This window comes from Psychrobacter sp. W2-37-MNA-CIBAN-0211, assembly GCF_040309405.1.
GTDB classification, from domain to species: Bacteria; Pseudomonadota; Gammaproteobacteria; order Pseudomonadales; family Moraxellaceae; genus Psychrobacter; species Psychrobacter glaciei.
In genome coordinates this window covers 639,749-661,936 of record NZ_JBEOOU010000001.1, presented here as the reverse complement: position 1 = coordinate 661,936, position 22,188 = coordinate 639,749, and the positions used below count along the sequence as shown (strand labels likewise).

The 22,188-nt window shown below is 43.7% G+C and carries 17 protein-coding genes; 9 read left to right on the top strand and 8 right to left on the bottom strand.

Annotated features, from left to right (window positions below):
- Window positions 1–33: 33 nt before the first annotated feature.
- The 7 genes from AAEY72_RS02750 to carA form a co-directional block, all read right to left on the bottom strand.
- Window positions 34–1,302, bottom strand: coding sequence for a putative DNA modification/repair radical SAM protein (locus tag AAEY72_RS02750; RefSeq protein ID WP_352309360.1), 1,269 nt, complete (start codon window positions 1,300–1,302; stop codon window positions 34–36).
- A 122-nt stretch (window positions 1,303–1,424) separates the two neighbouring features.
- Complete coding sequence (locus AAEY72_RS02745) at window positions 1,425–1,889, bottom strand: hypothetical protein (protein ID WP_352309359.1); 465 nt, start codon at window positions 1,887–1,889, stop codon at window positions 1,425–1,427.
- A gap of 351 nt (window positions 1,890–2,240) precedes the next feature.
- Window positions 2,241–3,155 carry a hypothetical protein gene (locus AAEY72_RS02740; protein WP_352309358.1) on the bottom strand — a complete coding sequence of 305 codons (915 nt, stop codon included), beginning with the start codon at window positions 3,153–3,155 and terminating at the stop codon, window positions 2,241–2,243.
- Between the two features lie 511 nt (window positions 3,156–3,666).
- Window positions 3,667–4,143 carry a transcription elongation factor GreA gene (gene greA, locus AAEY72_RS02735; protein WP_189581294.1) on the bottom strand — a complete coding sequence of 159 codons (477 nt, stop codon included), beginning with the start codon at window positions 4,141–4,143 and terminating at the stop codon, window positions 3,667–3,669.
- 352 nt (window positions 4,144–4,495) lie between these two features.
- The gene (gene carB, locus AAEY72_RS02730; protein ID WP_352309357.1) at window positions 4,496–7,774 is read right to left on the bottom strand and encodes a carbamoyl-phosphate synthase large subunit; all 3,279 of its coding nucleotides are present in this window, start codon (window positions 7,772–7,774) and stop codon (window positions 4,496–4,498) included.
- A gap of 127 nt (window positions 7,775–7,901) precedes the next feature.
- Complete coding sequence (locus tag AAEY72_RS02725) at window positions 7,902–8,582, bottom strand: hypothetical protein (protein WP_352309356.1); 681 nt, start codon at window positions 8,580–8,582, stop codon at window positions 7,902–7,904.
- Window positions 8,579–9,811 (bottom strand): glutamine-hydrolyzing carbamoyl-phosphate synthase small subunit, encoded by a 1,233-nt coding sequence (carA, locus tag AAEY72_RS02720; protein ID WP_352309354.1) that lies wholly within the window; start codon window positions 9,809–9,811, stop codon window positions 8,579–8,581. The genes AAEY72_RS02725 and carA overlap by 4 nt, the downstream gene beginning before the upstream one ends.
- A gap of 472 nt (window positions 9,812–10,283) precedes the next feature.
- On the opposite strand from carA, the gene AAEY72_RS02715 reads away from it, so the two are divergent.
- The 4 genes from AAEY72_RS02715 (at window position 10,284) to ppnP (ending at window position 13,202) form a co-directional block, all read left to right on the top strand.
- The gene (locus AAEY72_RS02715; protein WP_201593460.1) at window positions 10,284–10,820 is read left to right on the top strand and encodes a gamma carbonic anhydrase family protein; all 537 of its coding nucleotides are present in this window, start codon (window positions 10,284–10,286) and stop codon (window positions 10,818–10,820) included.
- A gap of 130 nt (window positions 10,821–10,950) precedes the next feature.
- Window positions 10,951–11,661, top strand: coding sequence for an HAD family hydrolase (locus tag AAEY72_RS02710; protein WP_352309353.1), 711 nt, complete (start codon window positions 10,951–10,953; stop codon window positions 11,659–11,661).
- Between the two features lie 116 nt (window positions 11,662–11,777).
- A protein-coding gene (gene prfB, locus AAEY72_RS02705; RefSeq protein ID WP_352309352.1) for a peptide chain release factor 2 occupies window positions 11,778–12,873 on the top strand; the annotation gives its coding sequence in 2 pieces (ribosomal slippage) (window positions 11,778–11,849 and window positions 11,851–12,873; 1,095 coding nt in all).
- A gap of 44 nt (window positions 12,874–12,917) precedes the next feature.
- A complete protein-coding gene (gene ppnP, locus AAEY72_RS02700) occupies window positions 12,918–13,202 on the top strand; it encodes a pyrimidine/purine nucleoside phosphorylase (protein WP_240215622.1) in 285 nt (94 codons plus the stop codon).
- Between the two features lie 146 nt (window positions 13,203–13,348).
- Here ppnP and AAEY72_RS02695 read toward each other — a convergent pair whose 3' ends face one another.
- Window positions 13,349–13,801 (bottom strand): GNAT family N-acetyltransferase, encoded by a 453-nt coding sequence (locus AAEY72_RS02695; RefSeq protein ID WP_352309351.1) that lies wholly within the window; start codon window positions 13,799–13,801, stop codon window positions 13,349–13,351.
- A gap of 181 nt (window positions 13,802–13,982) precedes the next feature.
- Between AAEY72_RS02695 and AAEY72_RS02690 the strand changes: the two genes are divergently transcribed.
- The 5 genes from AAEY72_RS02690 (at window position 13,983) to clpB (ending at window position 21,989) form a co-directional block, all read left to right on the top strand.
- On the top strand, window positions 13,983–15,101 hold the full coding sequence (locus AAEY72_RS02690) for a DNA topoisomerase IB (protein WP_352309350.1): 1,119 nt from the start codon (window positions 13,983–13,985) through the stop codon (window positions 15,099–15,101).
- A gap of 177 nt (window positions 15,102–15,278) precedes the next feature.
- Window positions 15,279–16,994 carry an AMP-binding protein gene (locus AAEY72_RS02685; RefSeq protein ID WP_352309349.1) on the top strand — a complete coding sequence of 572 codons (1,716 nt, stop codon included), beginning with the start codon at window positions 15,279–15,281 and terminating at the stop codon, window positions 16,992–16,994.
- Between the two features lie 307 nt (window positions 16,995–17,301).
- On the top strand, window positions 17,302–18,096 hold the full coding sequence (locus AAEY72_RS02680) for an SDR family NAD(P)-dependent oxidoreductase (protein ID WP_352309348.1): 795 nt from the start codon (window positions 17,302–17,304) through the stop codon (window positions 18,094–18,096).
- Window positions 18,097–18,491: 395 nt separating this feature from the next.
- Window positions 18,492–19,061, top strand: coding sequence for a L,D-transpeptidase family protein (locus tag AAEY72_RS02675; protein ID WP_352309347.1), 570 nt, complete (start codon window positions 18,492–18,494; stop codon window positions 19,059–19,061).
- Window positions 19,062–19,391: 330 nt separating this feature from the next.
- On the top strand, window positions 19,392–21,989 hold the full coding sequence (gene clpB, locus AAEY72_RS02670) for an ATP-dependent chaperone ClpB (RefSeq protein WP_352309346.1): 2,598 nt from the start codon (window positions 19,392–19,394) through the stop codon (window positions 21,987–21,989).
- Window positions 21,990–22,188 lie beyond the last annotated feature (199 nt).

Sequence of the window (22,188 nt, the reverse complement as noted above, 5' to 3'; positions counted from 1 at the left end):
TATTTAAAATAGTGGCAATCAAAACCGTACTCATTAAAACAGCGCCAACTGGCCGCTGCGCTGATCTTTATACTTAGTCTGCGTTTGTGCCAGTACGTACTGACGGAAGTTATCGCGGGTTAAGTGGGCGAGATGTTCATTTTTACCGGTGGTGGCAATAAAGTATTTGGCACGGTTGACCGCCGCGCCCATCTTTTTTAAATGATATAGCGTCAATTGATTAAACTTGCGTGCTTTCACTATCTTTTTAGCCGTCTTGGTACCGATACCGGGGATGCGCACAATCATCTCATAAGTCGCGGTTTGAATATTAACCGGAAAATGCTCACGATGGCGGATTGCCCAAGCCAATTTTGGATCGCAATCTAAGTCCAAAAATGGCGATTCTGGTTCAACAATTTCATGCGCGCCAAAACCATAGAAACGCATCAGCCAATCGGCTTGATAGAGACGATTCTCTCGCACCATCGGCACTGGTGTCCCAATCGCTGGCAAACGGCTGTCAGACAGCATCGGTACATAGCCGGAATAATAAACACGCTTGAGATCATATTGCTTATAAAAATGACTCGATAGCTGAATGACCTGCAAGTCAGTCTCATTACTCGCACCGACGATCATCTGACTGGTCTGACCTGCTGGCACAAACTTCGGTGCTTTTTTATGCGCTTTACGGCTCTCACGAATAGTAATGATTTCTTCTTTGACCGTTTCCATTGGCGCTTTTAATTCATCATGTGACTTCTCTGGTGCGAGTAAAGCTAAGCCCGATTTAGTCGGAATTTCGATATTAACACTTAAACGATCAGCATAAAGCCCTGCTTCTAACAGCAATTCTTTTGACGCGCCCGGAATGGTTTTTAGATGGATATAGCCGTTAAAACGCTCACGAGTACGTAATATCTTGGCGACCTCGACCAAGCGCTCCATCGTATAATCGCCGCTTTTAAAGATGCCTGAGCTAAGAAACAACCCTTCGATATAATTACGGCGATAAAACTGCATGGTTAAATCAACGACTTCCTCAACACTAAAGGCCGCGCGTGGGGTGTCATTGCTTTTGCGCGAGGTGCAATAAGCGCAGTCATAAATACAGTGATTGGTCAGCAGAATTTTTAGCAGGCTGACGCAGCGCCCATCTTCGGTGTAGCTGTGACAAATACCCGTTGCTGAGGCATCACCAAGACCGCCGCCTTGGTTTTTACGCGTACCAGCGGAAGAGGAACAAGAAACGTCATACTTAGCAGCGTCCGCTAAAATATTAAGCTTGCCTTGCAGTCGTTCGTAATTGATGGTTGCCATAAGCGCTATTTACCAATGCAATAATGAAAGACTATTTTATCAAAACTAAAGGTAAGTCACTGTAATTATTAGAGAAATATAGATTTAATACGACAACTGTTGTCGTGCTATCCATGAGGTTTTTAATTAGAGGAGCAGGGGTTAGGCAACGTTTGAACCACTTCCTCTGAGAAGTTTTTTTTAACAATCAGACGTCCTTTTTTATCAAACTCAACATCGTACTTGGGATAAATCGCAGATTCACTATTGCCATGAGTTGAAGGTAAAGCTACTTCTTTATCGGAGAAAAAATGACGGGCAACCCATAGGTTCTTGTCATTATCATATTCAACAGTACATCTGCTTTTTGCATCGATATCAAAATACAAATCAAAGTATTGTTCCTCACCGCCACGACCAAATAGCATATTAGCACCGCACGGATTGCCGCAGCCAACATAAACATGATAAGTATCTTTATCGATTTTTTTAAGTGAAGTATGATTCCAACCGTAGCCACCCATTCCATCCATAAGCATCGTTTCTTTTACTTGACCGTCTTCAAAGGTTTCGCTTTTAAGCGATATAACCATCATCGCAATATTCATGATCGTCTTTACTCATATATGCAGTACAAATTTTCGACATATAAAAGCTAGTGTCAAATTTTGGTTCGGTAGCTTCAGCCCAAGATATAGAACTCAAAATACAGCCGTAAATGATAAAAGCCAATGAATAGAGAGGAGTAAGTTTATACATGCAAATAATTACCAGATATTTGTTTTGAATTAATAGCACTATAGCAAAAGGTCGGTTGTTAATGAATAAGGTACGGATATAAAAAAAGCCTCACAGGCTAGAAAAATAGCGCGTAAGACCTTTTATTAATTCTTAACTTTTATGATGCTGTACCACAATATTATCAATGCGTTATTGATGGTGATTTTTATGGCATACTTTTACTGAACCTTCGCACGTATAACGACAGTTTGGGCTGCATTAGAACCAAGGTTGACCAAGTTCCATTTTAGTCCAGAGTAGTTTTCTTTGATAACGACAGTATTGCCCACTTGTTGAATGGTTTGATAGCTGTCGCCACCCGTTGTCGCAAGCGTTGGTAGTGGGCTGTTTAATGACACCAGCTGCACACCATTTGGTAATGACACCATCGCATTGATGTCATTGACTGGTTGCGCGGTGGTGTTGGTATAAGTAGTGTGGTATTCGATGACGTCACCGGGGGCGATATGATTGGCAGGCACGGCCATTTCACGACCGTCTTTATTTTTTAATATCTTCATGACTTTGGTTTGTGCATTAACGACATCTGGTGTACTAAACGTTGGTGTCAGCTGTAAAGTGTCTAAAGTAGTCATTGTTATTTGATTACTTACCGGTTGATTGGTGATAACTGTCGTCGCTGGTGCATTAAGAACAGGCAATTGAGTAGCAGTTGCAACAGGTAATACTTGGGTCACGGTACTGATGGGCGTAGTGATAACGTCGACATTGGAGACGGTATTGGTCGCTCGATTGGTCACAGGTACGCTAGTGACGGTTGTGCTGCCCTGAGTAATGACCGTATTGTTTATACCATTACTAACACCTTGGCGAACCACATAGCGTGGTACAGTCGTTACTTGAGTCACCGCATAAGGCATGCCATCCTGCATCGTGATACCGTTCGGTGTCGCAGTGATAGTGGCTGTTTTGCCATCAGAGTATTGCTCGACCACAGTGGTGCTACCGCCAGCAGATGCGTTAATAGTCAATTCAGGTGCGGCATGGGCTGAAGATGCAGCAAGTACTATACCTGCTAATAGTGCCGATACAGTAGGGGTTATTGCTATTGGTGTATAAGATTTCATGGTCATAATAGACTCCTCAAAAATAACAGTAAGTATAGTCACTTCACTATAAAAGTATTACTGCGTTAACCTCGCTTGAAGCATTAAATATACCTCTACACTCGGTTGTCTTGTACTACTTTTAAATTGAATCAACTACAAGACAACAATAAATCACATCTAAATAAAAAACCCCCGTTAAATGACACCATAAAGTATGCCAAATAACGAGGGTATCAGTACTGACGATAGTCAATATTAACTATCAATCCATCATTATTTTTAGAAAAAGTGCAGCAAAAATGCACCACACTGCAAACTTAAACAATTATGCGCTAAAACGAATAGACTAGAAAAGTGGCATTGTGTAACCGGCATTGTATGAGTCGTATCGTTTTTGGCGAGTCGATGGATCTATTCAGTTGGTGATTATTTTAATAATTATTTCAGTGGTTATCTCAGTCGTTATAAAAAGGGCTGCTGTCTAAAAGTGACGGTTAATAAAAGTAGCAATAGACTTTTATCATCACGACTGCTATTAGTCGTAGATAACTTTCATCAATTCGTACTCGACCACACCTTTAGGCGTTTCGATACGCACTTCATCGCCTTCAAACTTACCGATCAGACCACGAGCAATCGGTGAGTTGACCGAAATCTTGCCCGCTTTAAAGTCGGCTTCATCATCACCAACGATTTTGTATTGCTTTTCTTCTTCGGTGTCCATGTTTTCAATCACCACGGTCACACCGAACACCACACGACCTTCTTGCGTTAAAGTCGCTGGGTCGATGACTTGAGCACCGCCAAGTTTGGCTTCGATATCACGAATACGGGCTTCACAAAATCCTTGCTGCTCGCGAGCGGCGTGATATTCAGCATTTTCTTTGAGATCGCCGTGTTCACGTGCTTCAGCAATAGAAGCGGTAATGCGTGGACGGTCGATGCTTTTTAACTGTTTCAATTCGGCTTCTAAAGCCGCGTGTCCTTGCGGAGTCATGGGATAACGTTGCATGTTTTTTCCTTAAACCAATAACACCACACCACCTCCTACTCCTAGTGAATAGTGAGATGGTGTTGGGATCATTGCAATGGGTATAAAATATAAAAGGGTGATGTTGAGCGTGTTTGACAAATACATTATCTGTCAATTATAAGTCATTAATTTCAATACCATACGCACTTAAGCTTACGTAATAAAAAGCATAGTCGCAGTTTAGCCACTATGCTTTTGGGTCTATCATGTTGCTTTTTGGTTCTACCATGTCAAAGGTATCGTCTTTAAGCACTGTTGTCATGTTAAAACGATTAATCAGTCTCGAATAAGCGATTGAGTAAGCCTAACGGTTATGCTTAATCTACTGAAATTATTCAGCCACGTCAATAGTCTTTGCTTGCTCATGCAAATCTTGCAGTTTGTAAACTTCAAATGGCAAGTCAATCGTATAAGATTTACAAACCGCATCTGCCGCACCCAAGGTGGTGACATAGAATACTTTGCCCTGTAGCGCGCTACGGCGAATAGAGAATGAATCCTCTTGTGCCTGCTTACCTTCAGTCGTGTTGATGATAAGGTCGATCTTGCCATTTTTCAAGGCGTCAACGATATGCGGGCGGCCTTCAGTGACTTTGTTAATTTGCTTGCACTCAATACCGGCGTCGCTCAATATCTTTTGCGTACCCGTGGTTGAGACGATGTTAAAACCAAAGCCTGCGAGCTGACGAGCGATTGGAGCGATTTGCGCTTTGTCGCTATCACGCACCGAGATAAAGACGGTTTTGGTTTCGCCTTCAGTCGGCAAGCCTGGCAGACGCTCATTACTACCGATGACCGCTTTGTAGAATGCTTCTCCAAAGGTTTTGCCCACACCCATGACTTCACCGGTTGATTTCATCTCAGGGCTCAAGATTGGATCAACACCAGGGAATTTAGCAAACGGGAATACCGCTTCTTTGACCGCAAAGAATGCCGGAACAATCTCAGTGGTAAATCCTTGGTCTTTTAGCGAGGTGCCAGCCATACAGCGAGCAGCAATCTGTGCTAACGACGTACCGATACATTTAGAGACAAACGGTACGGTACGGGCAGCACGTGGGTTTACTTCTAAGATATAAACCGTTTCACCTTTTACCGCAAACTGTACGTTCATCAGACCGATGACACCAAGCTCTTTTGCCATGGCAACGGTTTGCGCGCGCATGACATCGCATAACTCTTTAGATAACGAGTAAGGCGGCAATGAACAGGCTGAGTCACCAGAGTGAACACCCGCTTGTTCGATATGCTGCATGATACCGCCAATCACCACATCGGTGCCGTCGCTGACACAGTCAACATCAACTTCGATGGCATCATCCAAAAAGCGATCGAGCAATACTGGCGCTTCGTTTGATGCTTGTACCGCAGTACGTAGGTAATGTCTTAGCTCATCTTCGTTGTAGACGATTTCCATCGCGCGACCACCAAGTACATATGATGGGCGTACAACCAATGGATAGCCAACGTCTTTTGCTTTGACCAAACCATCTTCTAAGCTAGTCGCCAAGGCATTGGTTGGTTGAATAAGATTCAGTTGCTGAATCATGTGCTGGAAGCGTTCGCGATCTTCTGCGCGGTCAATCGCATCAGGACTCGTACCAATGATTTTGACGCCAGCAGCTTCAAGAGCACGGGCCAGTTTCAAAGGTGTTTGACCGCCGAACTGTACGATAACACCATCAGGATTTTCGATACGGACGATTTCAAGCACGTCTTCAAGCGTGATTGGCTCAAAGTAGAGACGGTCAGAGGTGTCATAATCGGTTGAAACGGTTTCAGGGTTACAGTTGACCATGATGGTCTCGTAGCCGTCTTCGCGCATGGCAAGGGCTGCGTGTACACAGCAATAGTCAAACTCGATGCCTTGACCGATACGGTTTGGACCACCACCGATGACCATAATTTTCTTGTTATTGGTTGGATTGGCTTCACATTCACTATCGTACGTTGAGTACATATAAGCGGTGCTGGTGGCAAACTCTGCCGCGCAGGTATCGACGCGCTTATAGACTGGATAGACGTTTAGATCCCAACGCTTTTTGCGTAGCTGCTTTTGTGAGACACCCAGCAATTTAGCCAAACGTAAATCTGACAAACCTTTACGTTTAAAGCTACGTAGGTTTTTCTCATTTAAGCCGCCAAAGCCTAACGCTTTAACTTGCGCTTCGGTTTTCACGATGTCTTCGATTTGTACCAAGAACCATGGGTCGATTTTGGTTAAGTTAAAGACCTCATCGACGCTCATACCGATACGGAAAGCATCCGCAATGTAATAAATGCGTTCAGGGGTTGGAATGGTTAAGCGATTATGAATCTCGCTACGAGCTTTATCAGTACTAAGGCTACCGTCTTTGATAGCGGCAAAGTCGATTTGCTCATCAAAACCATCATTGCCAGTTTCCATACCACGTAATGCTTTTTGCATCGATTCTTGGAAGTTACGACCAATCGCCATGACTTCACCGACTGATTTCATCTGCGTTGATAAAACACTATCGGCTTGTGGGAATTTCTCAAAGTTAAAACGTGGGATTTTGGTCACAACATAATCAAGCGCAGGCTCAAAGCTGGCTGGCGTTTTGCCACCAGTAATGTCGTTTTGCAATTCATCTAGCGTATAACCAACGGCTAATTTGGCCGCGATTTTCGCAATCGGGAAGCCAGTGGCTTTTGAGGCTAGGGCAGATGAGCGTGATACACGTGGGTTCATTTCGATGACGACCATGCGACCCGTATCAGGGTTGATACCGAACTGGACGTTTGAGCCGCCTGTTTCCACACCGATCTCACGCAGTACGGCTAATGACGCATTACGCATGATTTGGTATTCTTTGTCCGTCAAGGTTTGTGCTGGTGCAACTGTGATAGAGTCGCCTGTGTGCACACCCATTGGGTCAAAGTTCTCAATCGCACAGATGATGATGCAGTTGTCGTTTTTGTCACGAACCACTTCCATCTCGTACTCTTTCCAACCGATTAGTGACTCATCGATAAGTAGCTGATGGTTTGGTGATAAGTCAAAGCCGCGCTCGCAAATCTCGATGAACTCATCGCGGTTATACGCGATACCACCACCTGAACCACCCATCGTGAATGAAGGGCGAATGATACACGGATAGCCCATTTTTTCTTGGGTCGCAAATGCTTCTTCCATGGTTTCGGCAGTTTCAGCGCGTGGACACTCAAGGCCGATACGTTTCATGGCTTTATCAAATAAGTTGCGATCTTCTGCCATCTCGATTGAGTCTTTGGTCGCGCCAATCAACTCGCAGTTGTACTTGGTTAATACGCCATGCTTGTCCAACTCTAGTGCACAGTTTAGAGCGGTCTGACCACCCATCGTTGGCAAAATAGCATCAGGACGTTCTTTGGCGATGATTTGCTCAACCGTTTGCCAAGTAATTGGCTCAATATAGGTGGCATCCGCCATGGCAGGGTCAGTCATGATGGTCGCAGGGTTTGAATTGACCAAGATGACGCGGTAACCTTCTTCTTTTAGTGCTTTACACGCCTGCGCGCCTGAATAGTCAAACTCACAAGCTTGACCGATGACGATGGGGCCGGCGCCAATGATAAGAATGCTTTTTATGTCGGTACGTTTTGGCATAATATTTTTAAGTCCTATTTTGGCGGTTTAGATTTACAAAGTATTTAGTAATAAGCCTAGTTTTTACGGTGCTGTGTTTTTTAACCCAAAATCATAATATCTTCAAAGATGCTTTCTCTAAAAATATTCAGCGTGCAAGCTTGCACTTATTTTCAGAGTCTCCTACAAAAACTCCTAAAAGAAAAAATTTCATAGAGGCGGAATCAAAAATAGAACCATCTTCTTTGACTGGCTGACCTACTGAAACTAATAAGTCTTTATAGCGTTCATCTACAATCATTTCTTTGAACACTGAAGCCTCTTTCTCTGGGAGAAGACTCAGTGCAGGAGAAGCCGATAAATCCTTCTCATCAAACTCAATAGCATTTGGAGAACTATAGAAAGTATCAGCGATAGAGATGAGTAAATCTAGTTTGCCTAAATATAAATCAATATGTTCAGGGTTCTTAGCTACTAACTCTTCAATCATACTACTAGAGAGATCATAGAAAGCTTCTCTATCGATATTATTGAAAACGCACTGTTTTTCTTCTTTCAGGCTAATATCATCAGATAATAGAGCATTAACAAACTTAGGATCGCTTATTGCTCTAATAGAAAAATCAGCAAGCCTAATTTTTTCTGCTAATAACTCTTTTTTGTTTTCAAAGCTCAGTTCTGGCTTGCTTGTTGCCTCAGCATTAGGCACAGTCAATTTCTGCTGATCTTGTAGGTTAAGATGGTCAACAATTGGTTTGGTGGTAGTGCATGCCGACAAACTAATTGCTAATATTCCAATCAAAAAGCCATTTTTGATAAAGTTTCTCATGATTTAGCAGTTGCCATCATCTCTGCAAACTTATCAAACAATGGCGCGCAATCATGCGGGCCAGGGCTGGCTTCTGGGTGACCTTGGAAACTAAATACTGGCTTGTTGGTCAGCTCAATCCCTTGGTTGGTACCATCGAATAATGAGCGATGGGTAGATTTAACGTTGTCTGGTAGCGTGTCTTCATCAACCGCGAAACCATGGTTTTGACTGGTAATCATAACCGTGCCAGTTGCCAAGTCTTGTACTGGATGGTTAGCGCCATGATGTCCTGTTTTCATCTTGATGGTGTTTGCACCGCTGGCAAGACCGACCAGCTGATGACCTAAACAGATACCAAAGGTTGGCACGTCAGTTTGCTCAATGATGTGACGCACCGCATCGATGGCATAATCACAAGCAGCAGGGTCACCAGGACCGTTTGATAAGAAGATACCGTCTGGATTCATCGCTAGCACGTCTGCGATAGGCGTTTGTGCTGGTACAACGGTCACATGGCAGCCGCGATCAACCAGCATACGTAGGATATTGGTTTTGGTACCAAAGTCATAAGCGACTACATTGAATTTGTGCTCAACGTGCGTGTTTAATTGCTTAAAGAAACCACCTGTACCACTATCGTGGCTGCCAACAGCATCACGGTTGAGTAGGGTATCTGATAAGTCCCATGAACCCGCTGTCCATTCGAAGTTCTCTTTAGTGCAGCATTCTTTTGCCAAGTCCATGCCTTCGATACCAGCAAACGCTTGCGCCAGTTTAATGGCTTGCTGCTCGTCATCTGTGCTGATAGTCTCGCCGTTAGAGGCGGTCATGATACAGCCGTTTTGAGCGCCTTTATCACGTAGTAGGCGAGTCAATTGACGCGTATCAATTTCAGCGATAGCGACGGTATTATGACTCTGCAAATAGTCGCTTAATGACTCTGAGTTACGAAAATTTGAAGTAACCATGGTGGCATCACGGATAATAAGACCATCTGCCCAAACTTTGTGACCATTGCCAGACTCTGTGTCCTCGCTATTAGTACCAGTATTGCCAATGTGCGGATAGGTGAGGGTGACTAGCTGACGCGCATAACTTGGGTCAGTTAGGATTTCTTGATACCCTGTCATGGCTGTATTAAAAACCACCTCACCGACACGATGACCGAGACTGCCGATACTGATACCACGAAAAATCGTACCGTCTGCTAATGCCAAAATTGCTTGTATTTCTGCCGATGAATTCAAGGGTTGCCTCCGCTATTATTGGTGAGTGCCATCATGTTTTGCTGGTCGAAATATTGCTCCGTATCCCTTTATTTACGGTATCTGACTATTGCCATATAAAGGTAATAAAAGGGCGATATACAAAATTTTTCCACAAAAAAGCGAGAAGACATTATTGATGAAAACTACAAAACCCACTAGATAGTGAATAGGTAACTTGCATCATGTCCGCTCGCTTAGGCACAGATTTTGCGTATTATATACAAAATAGGGTGCTATGGCTAGCCGATTCCTTGGATTAATAGTCATTATATAGGCAATAACAATAAATCAGAAAATAGCCTAAGTAGCCATAAATTATTTCTTCTTTTATCAAATTCGAAATCAAGCGTCCATTAATAGCGCTGGATTTTAGCAGTGGGCTTTGCCACAATGGACAGCGCAGCGATAAACCCAGTTTTTATAACTATAATGAAGATGACAAGGAATCGTTATGATTTATCAATATTTAGACAAAACCCCTAAGTTTGCAGTGCCATTCAACGGTTGGGTGGCAGACTCAGCACAAGTGATCGGTGATGTATATTTAGGGCATAAAGCCAGCGTTTGGTTTGGTGCAGTGATACGCGGCGATGTTGGTCACATTCATATTGGTGATTATAGCAATGTGCAAGAAAACAGCGTTATTCATACTGATTTAGGTATCGCAGCCAACATTGGTGATTATGTCACTGTTGGTCACCTAGCTATGCTACATGGTTGCGAGATCGGTGATAACAGTTTGATTGGCATTGGTGCTGTGATACTTAATAATGCCAAAATCGGCAAAAACTGTCTCATTGGGGCCAAAGCCTTGATCACTGAAGGTCAGATTATTCCAGACAATTCACTGGTGATGGGCGCGCCTGCAAAAGTCGTCAAGACGCTGACCGATGAACAAGCCGCCATGCTAAAAATGTCAGCACACCACTATGCTCAACTCTGTGAGACTTATAAGGAAGGTCTGACTGAAATAGCGATGCCGGATTAACGGGATAAGATGGTTCTGGTTCGATTTGAGCCGTGATTTAATTGACGGTCTTGTTAGGGCGTGTCCTAAACTATTTATATTTTTTCTTCAGTTCTTGGTATTTTTTAGCAAACAACGATAAGGTCTCACCATGCAGGCAAATCCAGCACAAAACCAACCAAAGCCACAAAAACAACTGGCACTATTTGATTTAGATCACACACTACTCGATGTCGACAGCGACTATCTATGGGGTGAGTATATCGTCAATAATGGGCTGGTAGATGAGGCGCAATATCGCACGGCTAACCAAGCATTTTATGAGCAGTATATCGAAGGTACGCTAGATGCCACAGAATACAATGAATTTGTCGCCCAGTTTTTGACCACATTGCCATTAGCACGGTTGCATGAGCTGCGTGAAGACTATATCAAAAGCGAAATCGAGCCGCATATTCGCCCAAAAGCGATTGAAGTACTGTGTCAGCATGTTGAGCAAGGGCATGATGTGGTGATTATTTCTGCGACCAATGACTTTGTGGTTTCTGCCATTGCCAAACGTTTCGGTATTGAAGCTGCCAATGTGTTATCGACCCCGCTCGAAATAAAAAACGAACGCTATACGGGTAAATTAACAGACCAGCCCAACTTTAAAGAAGGTAAGATTTATCACCTTAATAAATGGCTTGATAAGCAAAAATCAGTAGGCGTGAGCTTTGATAAAACCTATGCCTACTCAGACTCTAAAAACGACATTCCGTTGCTCGAATGGGCAGATGTGGCGATTTGTGTGTCACCTGATGATGCCCTACATGCACATGCGTTAGCGCATCGCTGGGCAGTGGAAGATTGGTCAATTTAGGCAATTTAAAGCGCGTTAACGTAGAGGCAGTCGTAATTAGCCAAGCGTTTAGCATCAATCTCATTTAAAATAGCGGCAGATTCGTTAGACACTTATTTAAAAAAACAGGAACCTTTATGGAAATCAATCCGTATCAAGAACAAATTAAAGATTTATCAGAGCGTGGGCAGGATTTGCGGAGGTATCTTTGACTTCGATGGTAAGCAAGAACGCTTAGAAGAGGTCAATTTAGAATTAGAAAACCCCGATATTTGGAACGATCCAGAGCGTGCGACCAAAATTAATAAAGAAAAAAGTCATCTTGATGGGGTCATCGATGTCGTCGTTTCGCTTGAGAGCACATTAGAAGATGCGTCCGCTATGCTAGAGCTGGCGGTAGAAGCAGAAGATGAGTCGTTGCTTGCTGACGTGCAAAGCGAGCTGGATAATGCTGAAAAACGCGTTGCTGATTTAGAGTTCCGCCGGATGTTCAGCGGTGAGATGGATCCGAATAACTGCTACCTAGATATTCAGTCGGGTAGTGGTGGTACTGAAGCGCAAGATTGGGCAGAGATGCTACTTCGCATGTATACACGCTGGGCAGAAGCACATGGCTTCAAAGTAGACGTGATTGAAGTGTCGTCTGGTAGCGTGGCTGGTATTAAGTCGGCAACGATTGAGATCAAAGGCGACTATGCGTTTGGTTGGTTGCGTACCGAAATTGGCGTGCATCGCTTGGTACGTAAGTCACCATTTGATAGCAATAATGGTCGTCATACCTCATTTGCTGCCGTTTTTGTCTCACCTGAAATTGATGATAATATCGAAATTGACATCAATCCAGCGGATTTGCGTATCGATACTTATCGCTCATCGGGTGCGGGTGGTCAGCACGTAAACACCACCGATTCTGCGGTACGTATCACCCACGAGCCAAGTGGCGTGGTGGTCACTTGTCAGAACGAGCGTAGCCAACATGGTAACAAAGCCACCGCGATGAAAATGTTGCGTGCTAAGCTCTATGAGCTAGAGATGCAAAAGCGTATGGAATCCCAGCAAGCGGTTGAAGATGGCAAGTCCGACGTCGGTTGGGGCAGTCAAATCCGCTCTTATGTGCTCGATGACTCGCGTATTAAAGATTTGCGTACTGGCGTCGAAACCTTTAACACCGGTGCGGTACTAGATGGCGACCTTGATCAGTTTATTGAAGCAAGTCTAAAAGCGGGACTATAAAGAGCGTTTTAAAATATTAATCAAAATTTACTTAAGGAAAAATTATGCCAAGCGTTAATAATTATTTTGATGATAAAGTAACTTCTATTGCTTTTCAGACAGCGACTAAGCCTGCGACTGTCGGCGTCATGTCCATTGGTGAGTATGAGTTTGGCACCAGCGAATTTGAGACCATGAGTGTGGTCAGCGGTGCACTGACCGTCAAGCTACCAGAGAGTGACGAGTGGCAAACCTTTAATGCTGGCGAGCAATTTACCGTTGAAGCCGATAAAAAGTTCAATGTTAAAGTAGAAGTCGAAACCGCTTATTTATGTGTGTATGGTAAATAATAGTCTCTAAGTCTTTCTATCAGAACAATCAACGCCAAGTATTTTATGCTTGGCGTTTTTTTGTGAGTATTTTTTGAGAGAAATTTAGTTATCTTTAGCCCATTTAGGTGACTATCGAGTGAATTGAAGACACGTCCTAATCAAGGTTATAAGTTTTTACGGTATTGCACCATATCCGTTTGGGTGGCGATTGCATCATAGAGTTTCCGCGCTGCAATGTTACCTTCTTGAGTGGTCCAATAGACACGGTTGCAGTCTTTCTTATTGGCAAAGTCATAGACCTGTTCAATCAATGCGCGTCCTACGCCTTGCCCACGTACAGATTCATTAACGTACAAGTCCTCCAAGTAGCAACATTCGGTACTATTCCAAGTATTGGGATGCAGCACCACATGGGTAATACCTACCAGCGTATCATCCTGCCATGCCCCAAATCCATAAATAGGTACATTACTATCTAGCAAATTGCGCCATGTTGTATCAGTTGTGCTCATTGGCAAATGGGTTTCATAAAATGTTAGATAGCATTGCCACAACACTAACCAAAGGTCGTAATCTGCATTAGATAATGGCGTGATTTTTATAGAAGGATTTTCCATAGGTTTTTACTTAGTTTTATTGATGGACATATGTTTAATTATAACTTAGAAAATCATAATTGATAAGCTTTTTATGGTGCATTTTTTACACAGCATTACACTTTATCTGTGCCAAACAAACAGCAAAAATAAAAGCAATTAATTATTCTAAAACAATTACTTTTCAAAGGTGTACGACTCTATGACTAAGGCAGGCGAGCAAACAATGATAAGAGATGTGCGCCATGATTATGAGTATCTTGCCAGCCGCGCTAATCTGCGCTATGTGAGTGACGATGAGCCCGGTTATGCGCGCAGACGTTGGGGTCGTGGTTTTACTTACAAAGACACCACTGGTAAAACCGTCAAAGACAAAGCATTGCGCCAGCGTTTTGATGCGCTGGTGATACCACCAATGTGGTCAGAGGTTTGGATCTGCCAAGATGAAAAAGGCCATCTACAATCGACAGGACGAGATGAAAAATCCCGTAAGCAGTATTTGTATCATCCGTCATGGAATAACATTCGTGATCAAGCCAAATTCGATGCGATGATAGGCTTCGCAGAGGCGTTACCCAATCTACGAGCGCAGGTTGAAAAAGACTTAGAGGCAGAATCATTGTCTCGTACCAATGTGCTCGCTGCAGTGGTTAAGTTACTTGAGACCACCTTGATTCGTATTGGCAATAGTCGCTATGCCAAGCAAAATAAAAGTTATGGGCTGAGCACATTACGTAGCAAACACGTGAGCGAAACGGACAATGGATTGGCATTTGATTTTGTCGGAAAAAGCGCAAAGGAGCATCATATTGAGCTGCAAGACGAGCGTTTGATAGATATTGTGCAGGCATGTTCTGAGCTACCGGGCTATCAGATATTCAAATACTTAGATGACGATGGACATAAGCAAATCGTCGACAGTGCCGATATCAATGATTATTTGCGAATGCATACTAGCGGTATGGACTGCGAAAGCAAGCTATATAGTGCAAAGGATTTTCGCACATGGATGGCAAGTGTGCTCGCAGCAAGCTATCTACATGACGAGCTACAAACGATAGCAGGCGCTAGCATACTTGCCAGTGCACCAGAAAGCGCTGAGCGTCAACAGCTGGTCACTGATATGGTAAAAAGCGTGGCAGCAGAGCTGGGTAATACACCGACCGTATGCCGTGCCTCGTATATTCATCCCATTGTCATTGAATGTTTTTTGGCAGGGCAGTTTTTTGAGCCTTACAAACAAGCGCGCCGTGGAAGGACGAAAAAATATCAAAGTTGTGAAGAAAAGGCCTTGATTGGATTTTTAAGCACACTAAATTAAATTAATAATCTATACATAAAAATAAAAATGATACGTTGTGTATTGAAATAAGTGTAAAAATGCGTTACTAATAGAGTCTGATAAATACGAACATATTAAACGGTCTATAGGATGTGGCCGTTTTACAATCATAAACACCATTTTACCCGTTACCTGCTATTGCTAAAGGATTAGCTTATGAACACTGCCTCCCAAACCGCTACGATCGCTGATACAGACGCCTCAGTTACGCCAAAAAATTATACCGATTATTATAATAACTTCGACATGAATACACTGCTGTCAGAAATCTTTGGCGAGCATGTAGATGATCGTTTAAATGCCTATATGGCTTGCTGTGGTCGTCATGTACGTGATGGCCGCGCTGACAATGCCGCGCTAGTACACGAAGATACTGCAGGCAATATAACGCGCATGAGCTTTGGTGAGCTTGATAAAGCAAGTGCCCAAATCGCTAACTTGCTACAGTCGTATGGCGTAAAAGCGGGTGATAAGGTAGCGACTATGCTACCGCGTACGCCTGAGCTGCTTACCGTTGTATTAGCAACATGGCGCATCGGGGCTGTATACCAGCCACTATTTACCGCTTTTGGCTATGATTCGATCAAATATCGGATGGACAAGGCCGACACCAAGGTTGTATTTACCAATCTAGATAACCGCAGCAAGTTTGAAGATTTGGCTGAGCAAACCAAAATGGTACTGGTCGGCAACGTAGAAGACGCCCAGACATGGGGTGATGATCACTATAGCCAGTCTATGGAAGCACAGTCGCAAACGATAGAGCCAGTCACGCTAGATACGGATGCACCATTTTTGCAGATGTTCACCTCAGGTACGGTTGGTAAATCAAAAGGTGTGAGCGTCCCGTTAGCAGCGTTACCTGCCTTTTACTTGTATATGCGTTATGCCATTGATCTATGTGAAGATGATCATTATTGGAACATGGCGGATCCAGGCTGGGCGTACGGTCTATACTACGCAATCACAGGGCCTCTATTACTTGGCGTTACCACGTATTTTAATGAAGCGGGCTTTGATGCTGCCAATACACGTGATTTTATGGTGCGCCATCAGATCACCAATTTGGCCTCCTCACCAACCGCCTTCCGAATGATGAAATCTAGTGGCATTTTCGACAATGTTGATGAAGACGCTCATAAGGATACCAATGCCAAGTTATCTCTACGCTGTGCCAACTCAGCAGGGGAAACGCTCAATACCGAAGTCGTAAGCTGGGTAGAAACCTATCTGACGTGTCAAGTGAAAGACCAATATGGGCAAACAGAGACAGGCATGACGTGCTGTGCTCATCATGCACTGGCGCATGAGTGTCCAGTTGGCTCTATGGGTATGGCGTTACCAGGGCATACGCTCGTTGTATTAGATGATGATATGAATGTACTGCCCGATGGCGAGCAAGGGCAGCTAGCCGTTGTGGTCAGTCAGTCACCCGCGTTTTATTTCCAAGGGTACAGCTGGCATGAGAAGCAGGCCTTTGCAGATGATTATTACTTAACAGGCGATGTGGTTGAGCGTCATAGTGACGGTAGCTATTGGTTCTCAGGACGTGATGATGACATCATTATTACCGCAGGTTATCGTGTAGGGCCTACCGATGTCGAAAATACCGTATTAGAGCATGAAGCGGTTGCAGAATCAGCAGCAGTTGGCGTGCCAGATGAAGTGCGTGGACATACAATCAAATCTTATGTGGTGTTAAAAGATGGCGTCGAAGGCTCTGAAGAAATCGCTCAGCAAATTAAAGATTTGGTACGCAAGCGTCTATCGACTCATGCTTATCCGCGTGAGGTCGAGTTTGTAAGCGAACTACCAAAAACCCCAAGTGGTAAGATTCAACGCTTCTTGCTGCGCAGTCTATCTGCCGGATAAGGGCGTTTTGCAATATATAGTATTAGGGCGCGTCATCAATTAGCACATGAACACATTTAGTGGTCTTAAAATGGCTAAATTTAGCCAAACATCGTCAGAAATCTTGTCAATATGTTCATATTTACGGCAATTTCTTCCTTGTTTGGCTGCAATTTTCCTCATTTTAAGCCTCACAATCTAAATGATGACACGCCCTAGATAGTATTTCGTTAAAATAGAGATTCTTTATGATGAAGCTATTTAACATAAGCTGATTAACATAGACTGACAATGAAAATATCAAATAATAAATAGTTAAGGAACATTCATGCAAATTCAAAAAAACAGCTTTTTGGTCACAGGTGGTGCATCAGGATTGGGTGAAGCAGTGGTTCGCGCGTTAGTCGCTCAAGGTGGCAACGTTATCATTGCTGACTTGAATGAATCAGCTGGGCAAGCACTGGTCAACGAGCTGGGAGATAACGCACGTTTTGTGCGTTGTGATGTCACCAGTGGTGAGGAGGTGCAAGCGGCTATTGCCGTTGCTGAAGAAGCGTTCGGCGGTCTCCACGGCTCGATCAATTGCGCAGGTATCGCTGTCGTACAAAAGCTACTAGATCGCGAAAACAATCCAGCAGATCTTGAGGCTTTTAGCCGCGGGGTTAATATTAATCTGGTCGGTTCATTTAACGTAGCGCGCTTAGTCGCGTCTAGTATCGCCAAGAGAGTGGCTAATGCCAGTGACGTAGAAAAAAGCAATAGAGAAAAGAATATAGATCAAGGTATTATTATTAATACTGCGTCTATTGCGGCCTTTGACGGGCAAATGGGGCAGGCGAGTTATGCATCGTCCAAAGCTGGCGTCGTCGGTATGATGTTGCCACTGGCTCGTGAGCTGGCACGTCACGGCATTCGAGTGATGACTATTGCGCCCGGTATTTTTGCCACACCAATGATGGATTCGATTCCCGAAAAGGCGCGTGAGCAATTAGAGTCTGGCGTGCCTTATCCTAAACGTTTGGGTGATCCTAATGAATTTGCCAAATTGGTCACCCATATTATTGATAATGCCTACCTAAATGGTGAAGTCATTCGTCTCGATGGTGCGATTCGTATGGTGTAATGATATTAGGGTCTATTGAACATTCAAATGTGGAGCTGGCAGGGCTATTTTTTGCCAATACATGGCGAAATTGTCTACCCTAGAATGACTAGGCGTCAAAAATTTCACTGCGTATTGTCTAAAAAATAGCCCTGCCCTGAAAGGCTGATGCTAAAATCACCCCAAACGTTGTTGTAAACCTAGCTAAGGTCTCGACATTATCGTCGGTTTACGCCTAGTTTGGAGCGATTTTAGCGATCAGCAGTCCTAATATGTGAATGTTCAACAGACCCTAGTTTCTTATAAAAAATAAGATTTTCGTGATGTGATTCACGAAGTTTTCACAAAAATTGGCATGGTGCTTTGATATATTATGACTCACTGTTATTGAGCGTTGGTTATAAGGATTGAAGCCTATGTCATTTTTTCTACCACATGCTAGCGAGCGTGCAAATTGGTTACTGATTGCAATAGGAATTAGCCTTGCTGCTATTATTAGCACTAGTGCCATTGCTGCGGTTAAGCATATTGTAGAAAAAAAGCAACCCATTGCTAATAACGTTATTATCGATAAAGTCTTTGTCGATAAATCTGAACGCATTTTAAACCTATTAAGCGAAGGCACCATCGTCAAATCTTATCATATTGCATTGGGCGACAGTCCGATAGGTCACAAGCAGCAACAAGGCGATGAACGTACACCTATAGGCAACTATACTTTAGATTATAAAAATGAAAACTCTATTGCCCATCGCTCCATTCATATTAGTTATCCAAATGCGGCTGATAAAGCGCAAGCCAAATCACTTGGTGTCAATCCGGGCGGTGATATTATGATTCATGGTCAGATGAATGGCTTTGGTCATTTAGCATGGCTCAATCAAAAACGCGACTGGACAGATGGTTGTATCGCCGTGACCGATGATGAGATGGATGAAATCATGGCTGCAGTCAAAGTAGGCACCACGATTGAAATCGTAGAGTAGAGCGATTGAATTTCCAATGATACGGCTTAATTCTATATCAATCAGATAGGGTGTCAGACTCGCTTATTCTGTTCTTTGTTGTACTTTTACTCGCCTTCTGCTCGTTTTTTTATAGCACTGTTTTCCTCTTCATACCTTTTAATTTCTCTTAAAAATACACTTAAATGATATTAATCAATAGTCAAAGCTAAATATCATTGCTTATAGTAAGGTTTTATTTGATAATTGGCTTGAAATAAGTACATATATACCTTATATAAATGACAGATAACAGTAGTCGCTAGACTATAAAGCATCTGCTGTAAATACTAATTATAAAAGGATGTGAATATGAGATTTGAGAAATTTACCCAAAAACTGCAATCTGCTATTCAAGAAGCACAAAGCCTAGCCCTAGGTCGCGATCATACAGGTATCGATCCTGTGCATCTGCTTGCCATATTGCTACAAGATGAATCTAATTTGTCTATCTGCCAACAAGCAGGTGCGTCTATTCCAGCGTTAAAGAACGGTGTCGCAAAGGCATTGGACAATCAAGCGACCATTTCGGAGCCGACAGGTGATGTCAATCTGAATCCAAACTCGGTTAAGATTTTAAATTTAGCAGATCGCCAAGCCCAAAAAGAAGGTGATGATTTTATCGCCACTGAATGGGTGATGTTGGCACTTGCTGAACAAGGTGAAACCAAAAAGATATTTGAAAGTGCTGGCGTGACGGCTAGCAAGTTAAAAGTGGTGATCGAGCAGCTGCGCGGTGATGACACCGTCAATAATCAAAACGCTGAAGATCAGCGTGATGCACTCAATAAATATACAATCAATCTGACTGAACAAGCAGAGCTTGGCAAGCTGGATCCGGTGATTGGTCGTGACGAAGAAATTCGCCGTACTATTCAGGTGCTCTCACGCCGTACTAAAAACAACCCTGTACTCATTGGTGAGCCAGGTGTAGGTAAGACGGCTATCGTCGAAGGCTTGGCGCAAAAAATTATCAATGGTGATGTGCCAGAAGGTTTACGCCGCAAAGAAGTACTGTCATTAGACTTAGGCGCGCTAATCGCTGGTGCAAAATTCCGTGGTGAATTTGAGGAGCGCCTCAAAAGCGTATTGAGCGATTTGGCCAAGCAAGAAGGCAACGTCATCTTATTTATCGATGAGCTGCATACCATGGTCGGTGCCGGTAAATCTGAAGGTGCGATGGACGCAGGCAACATGCTAAAACCAGCATTGGCACGCGGTGAGCTACATTGTGTCGGAGCGACGACACTAGATGAGTATCGCAAGTACATCGAAAAAGATGCGGCACTTGAGCGTCGGTTCCAAAAAGTGTTGGTCGATGAGCCAACGGTCGAAGACACCATTGCGATTTTGCGAGGTCTTAAAGAGCGTTACGAGCTGCATCACGGGGTTGATATTCAAGACAGCGCCATTATTGCTGCTGCGCGGATGAGTCACCGTTATATTACTGATCGCAAGTTGCCAGATAAGGCGATTGACTTAATCGACGAAGCCGCGAGTCGCTTGCGGATGGAGATGGACAGCAAGCCTGAATCGTTAGGTAAGCTTGATAGCCGTTTGATTCAGCTAAAAATGCAGCGTGAAGTGCTCAAAAACGAAGAAGATGCAGGTGCGCAAGCAGAGCGTAAAGCACTCAATGCGCAAATTGAAGAGCTAGAAAAAGAGTACGCTGATCTCAATGAAATTTGGCAAGCAGAAAAAGCATTGGTCAAAGGCAGTCAGCAGCTAAAAGACGAGCTGGATAAAGCCCGAATTGCGTATGACAAAGCCAGTCGTGAAGGCGATTATGAGACCATGAGCAAGCTGCAATACGAAACCATTCCGCAGCTAGAGCGCCGTATCACTGAGTCTGACTTGGCAGAACAAAAAGAGCAGACAGGTGAAGGTAGTGGGGTAAAACTGCTACGTAACAAGGTGACCGACAACGAGATTGCAGAAGTGGTTGCCGCTGCGACTGGTATTCCAGTCAACAAAATGATGCAGGGCGAGCGTGAGAAAATGCTGGCAATGGAAGAAAAACTCCATGAGCGCGTGATTGGTCAAGATGAAGCAGTTGAAGCGGTAGCAAATGCAGTACGCCGTAGCCGAGCTGGCTTGTCTGATCCCAATCGTCCTTCAGGCTCGTTCTTATTCCTTGGACCTACGGGTGTCGGTAAGACTGAGCTGACCAAATCATTGGCAAACTTCTTGTTTGACAGTGAAGATTCGATAGTGCGTATCGACATGAGTGAATACATGGAGAAACACAGTGTCAGTCGATTGGTTGGTGCGCCTCCAGGTTACGTTGGCTACGAAGAAGGCGGTGCGTTGACTGAAGCTGTTCGCCGTAAGCCTTATAGTGTCATATTGTTCGATGAAGTCGAAAAAGCGCATCCTGATGTGTTCAATATCTTGCTACAAGTATTGGACGATGGGCGTTTGACGGATTCACAAGGTCGTGTGGTGGATTTCAAAAATACCGTGATTATCATGACCAGCAACTTGGGTTCGCATAAAATCCAAGAAATGGTCGGTGAAAGCTACGAGGATATCAAAGCTGAGGTGATGGACTCAGTTGGTCAGCATTTCCGCCCAGAGTTCGTCAACCGTATCGATGAGATTGTGGTCTTCCATCCGCTTGGTATGTCACAAATGGCAGGTATTGCTACTATCCAACTGGATCGTTTGCGTCAGCGTTTGCATGAGCGTGAGATGGATATCGAGCTATCAGCGGATGCGATGAATAAATTGGTCGCGGTCGGTTATGATCCTGTGTATGGTGCGCGTCCGCTCAAACGTGCCATTCAGCAAGAGATTGAAAATCCATTGTCATTGAAATTATTATCGGGTGACTTTGTCGCTGGTGATATCATCAAAGTCGATGTTGGCTCTGATGACAAGCTGACCTTTGATAAGCTAAGAATGAGCTAATCAATCTAGCATTGAAGTTTTTATGAGCTAGCTATACTCTTAAAATCACCCCTTATCTGCGAGCGTAGATAGGGGGCTTTTACGTTTAGGGGCGCGTTTTGCGCTACTATTCTTTTACTATTTAAATATCAGGACTATGCTATAAATAAGTGACTAGGGTCTGTTGAACATTCAAATATTAGGACTGCTGATCGCTAAA

Coding starts and splice junctions, on each gene's coding strand:
- AAEY72_RS02750 (WP_352309360.1), bottom strand. CDS start 1,302: ATGGCAACCATCAATTACGAACGACTGCAAGGCAAGCTTAATATTTTA.
- AAEY72_RS02745 (WP_352309359.1), bottom strand. CDS start 1,889: ATGAATATTGCGATGATGGTTATATCGCTTAAAAGCGAAACCTTTGAA.
- AAEY72_RS02740 (WP_352309358.1), bottom strand. CDS start 3,155: ATGACCATGAAATCTTATACACCAATAGCAATAACCCCTACTGTATCG.
- greA (WP_189581294.1), bottom strand. CDS start 4,143: ATGCAACGTTATCCCATGACTCCGCAAGGACACGCGGCTTTAGAAGCC.
- carB (WP_352309357.1), bottom strand. CDS start 7,774: ATGCCAAAACGTACCGACATAAAAAGCATTCTTATCATTGGCGCCGGC.
- AAEY72_RS02725 (WP_352309356.1), bottom strand. CDS start 8,582: ATGAGAAACTTTATCAAAAATGGCTTTTTGATTGGAATATTAGCAATT.
- AAEY72_RS02715 (WP_201593460.1), top strand. CDS start 10,284: ATGATTTATCAATATTTAGACAAAACCCCTAAGTTTGCAGTGCCATTC.
- AAEY72_RS02710 (WP_352309353.1), top strand. CDS start 10,951: ATGCAGGCAAATCCAGCACAAAACCAACCAAAGCCACAAAAACAACTG.
- ppnP (WP_240215622.1), top strand. CDS start 12,918: ATGCCAAGCGTTAATAATTATTTTGATGATAAAGTAACTTCTATTGCT.
- AAEY72_RS02695 (WP_352309351.1), bottom strand. CDS start 13,801: ATGGAAAATCCTTCTATAAAAATCACGCCATTATCTAATGCAGATTAC.
- AAEY72_RS02690 (WP_352309350.1), top strand. CDS start 13,983: ATGACTAAGGCAGGCGAGCAAACAATGATAAGAGATGTGCGCCATGAT.
- AAEY72_RS02685 (WP_352309349.1), top strand. CDS start 15,279: ATGAACACTGCCTCCCAAACCGCTACGATCGCTGATACAGACGCCTCA.
- AAEY72_RS02680 (WP_352309348.1), top strand. CDS start 17,302: ATGCAAATTCAAAAAAACAGCTTTTTGGTCACAGGTGGTGCATCAGGA.
- AAEY72_RS02675 (WP_352309347.1), top strand. CDS start 18,492: ATGTCATTTTTTCTACCACATGCTAGCGAGCGTGCAAATTGGTTACTG.
- clpB (WP_352309346.1), top strand. CDS start 19,392: ATGAGATTTGAGAAATTTACCCAAAAACTGCAATCTGCTATTCAAGAA.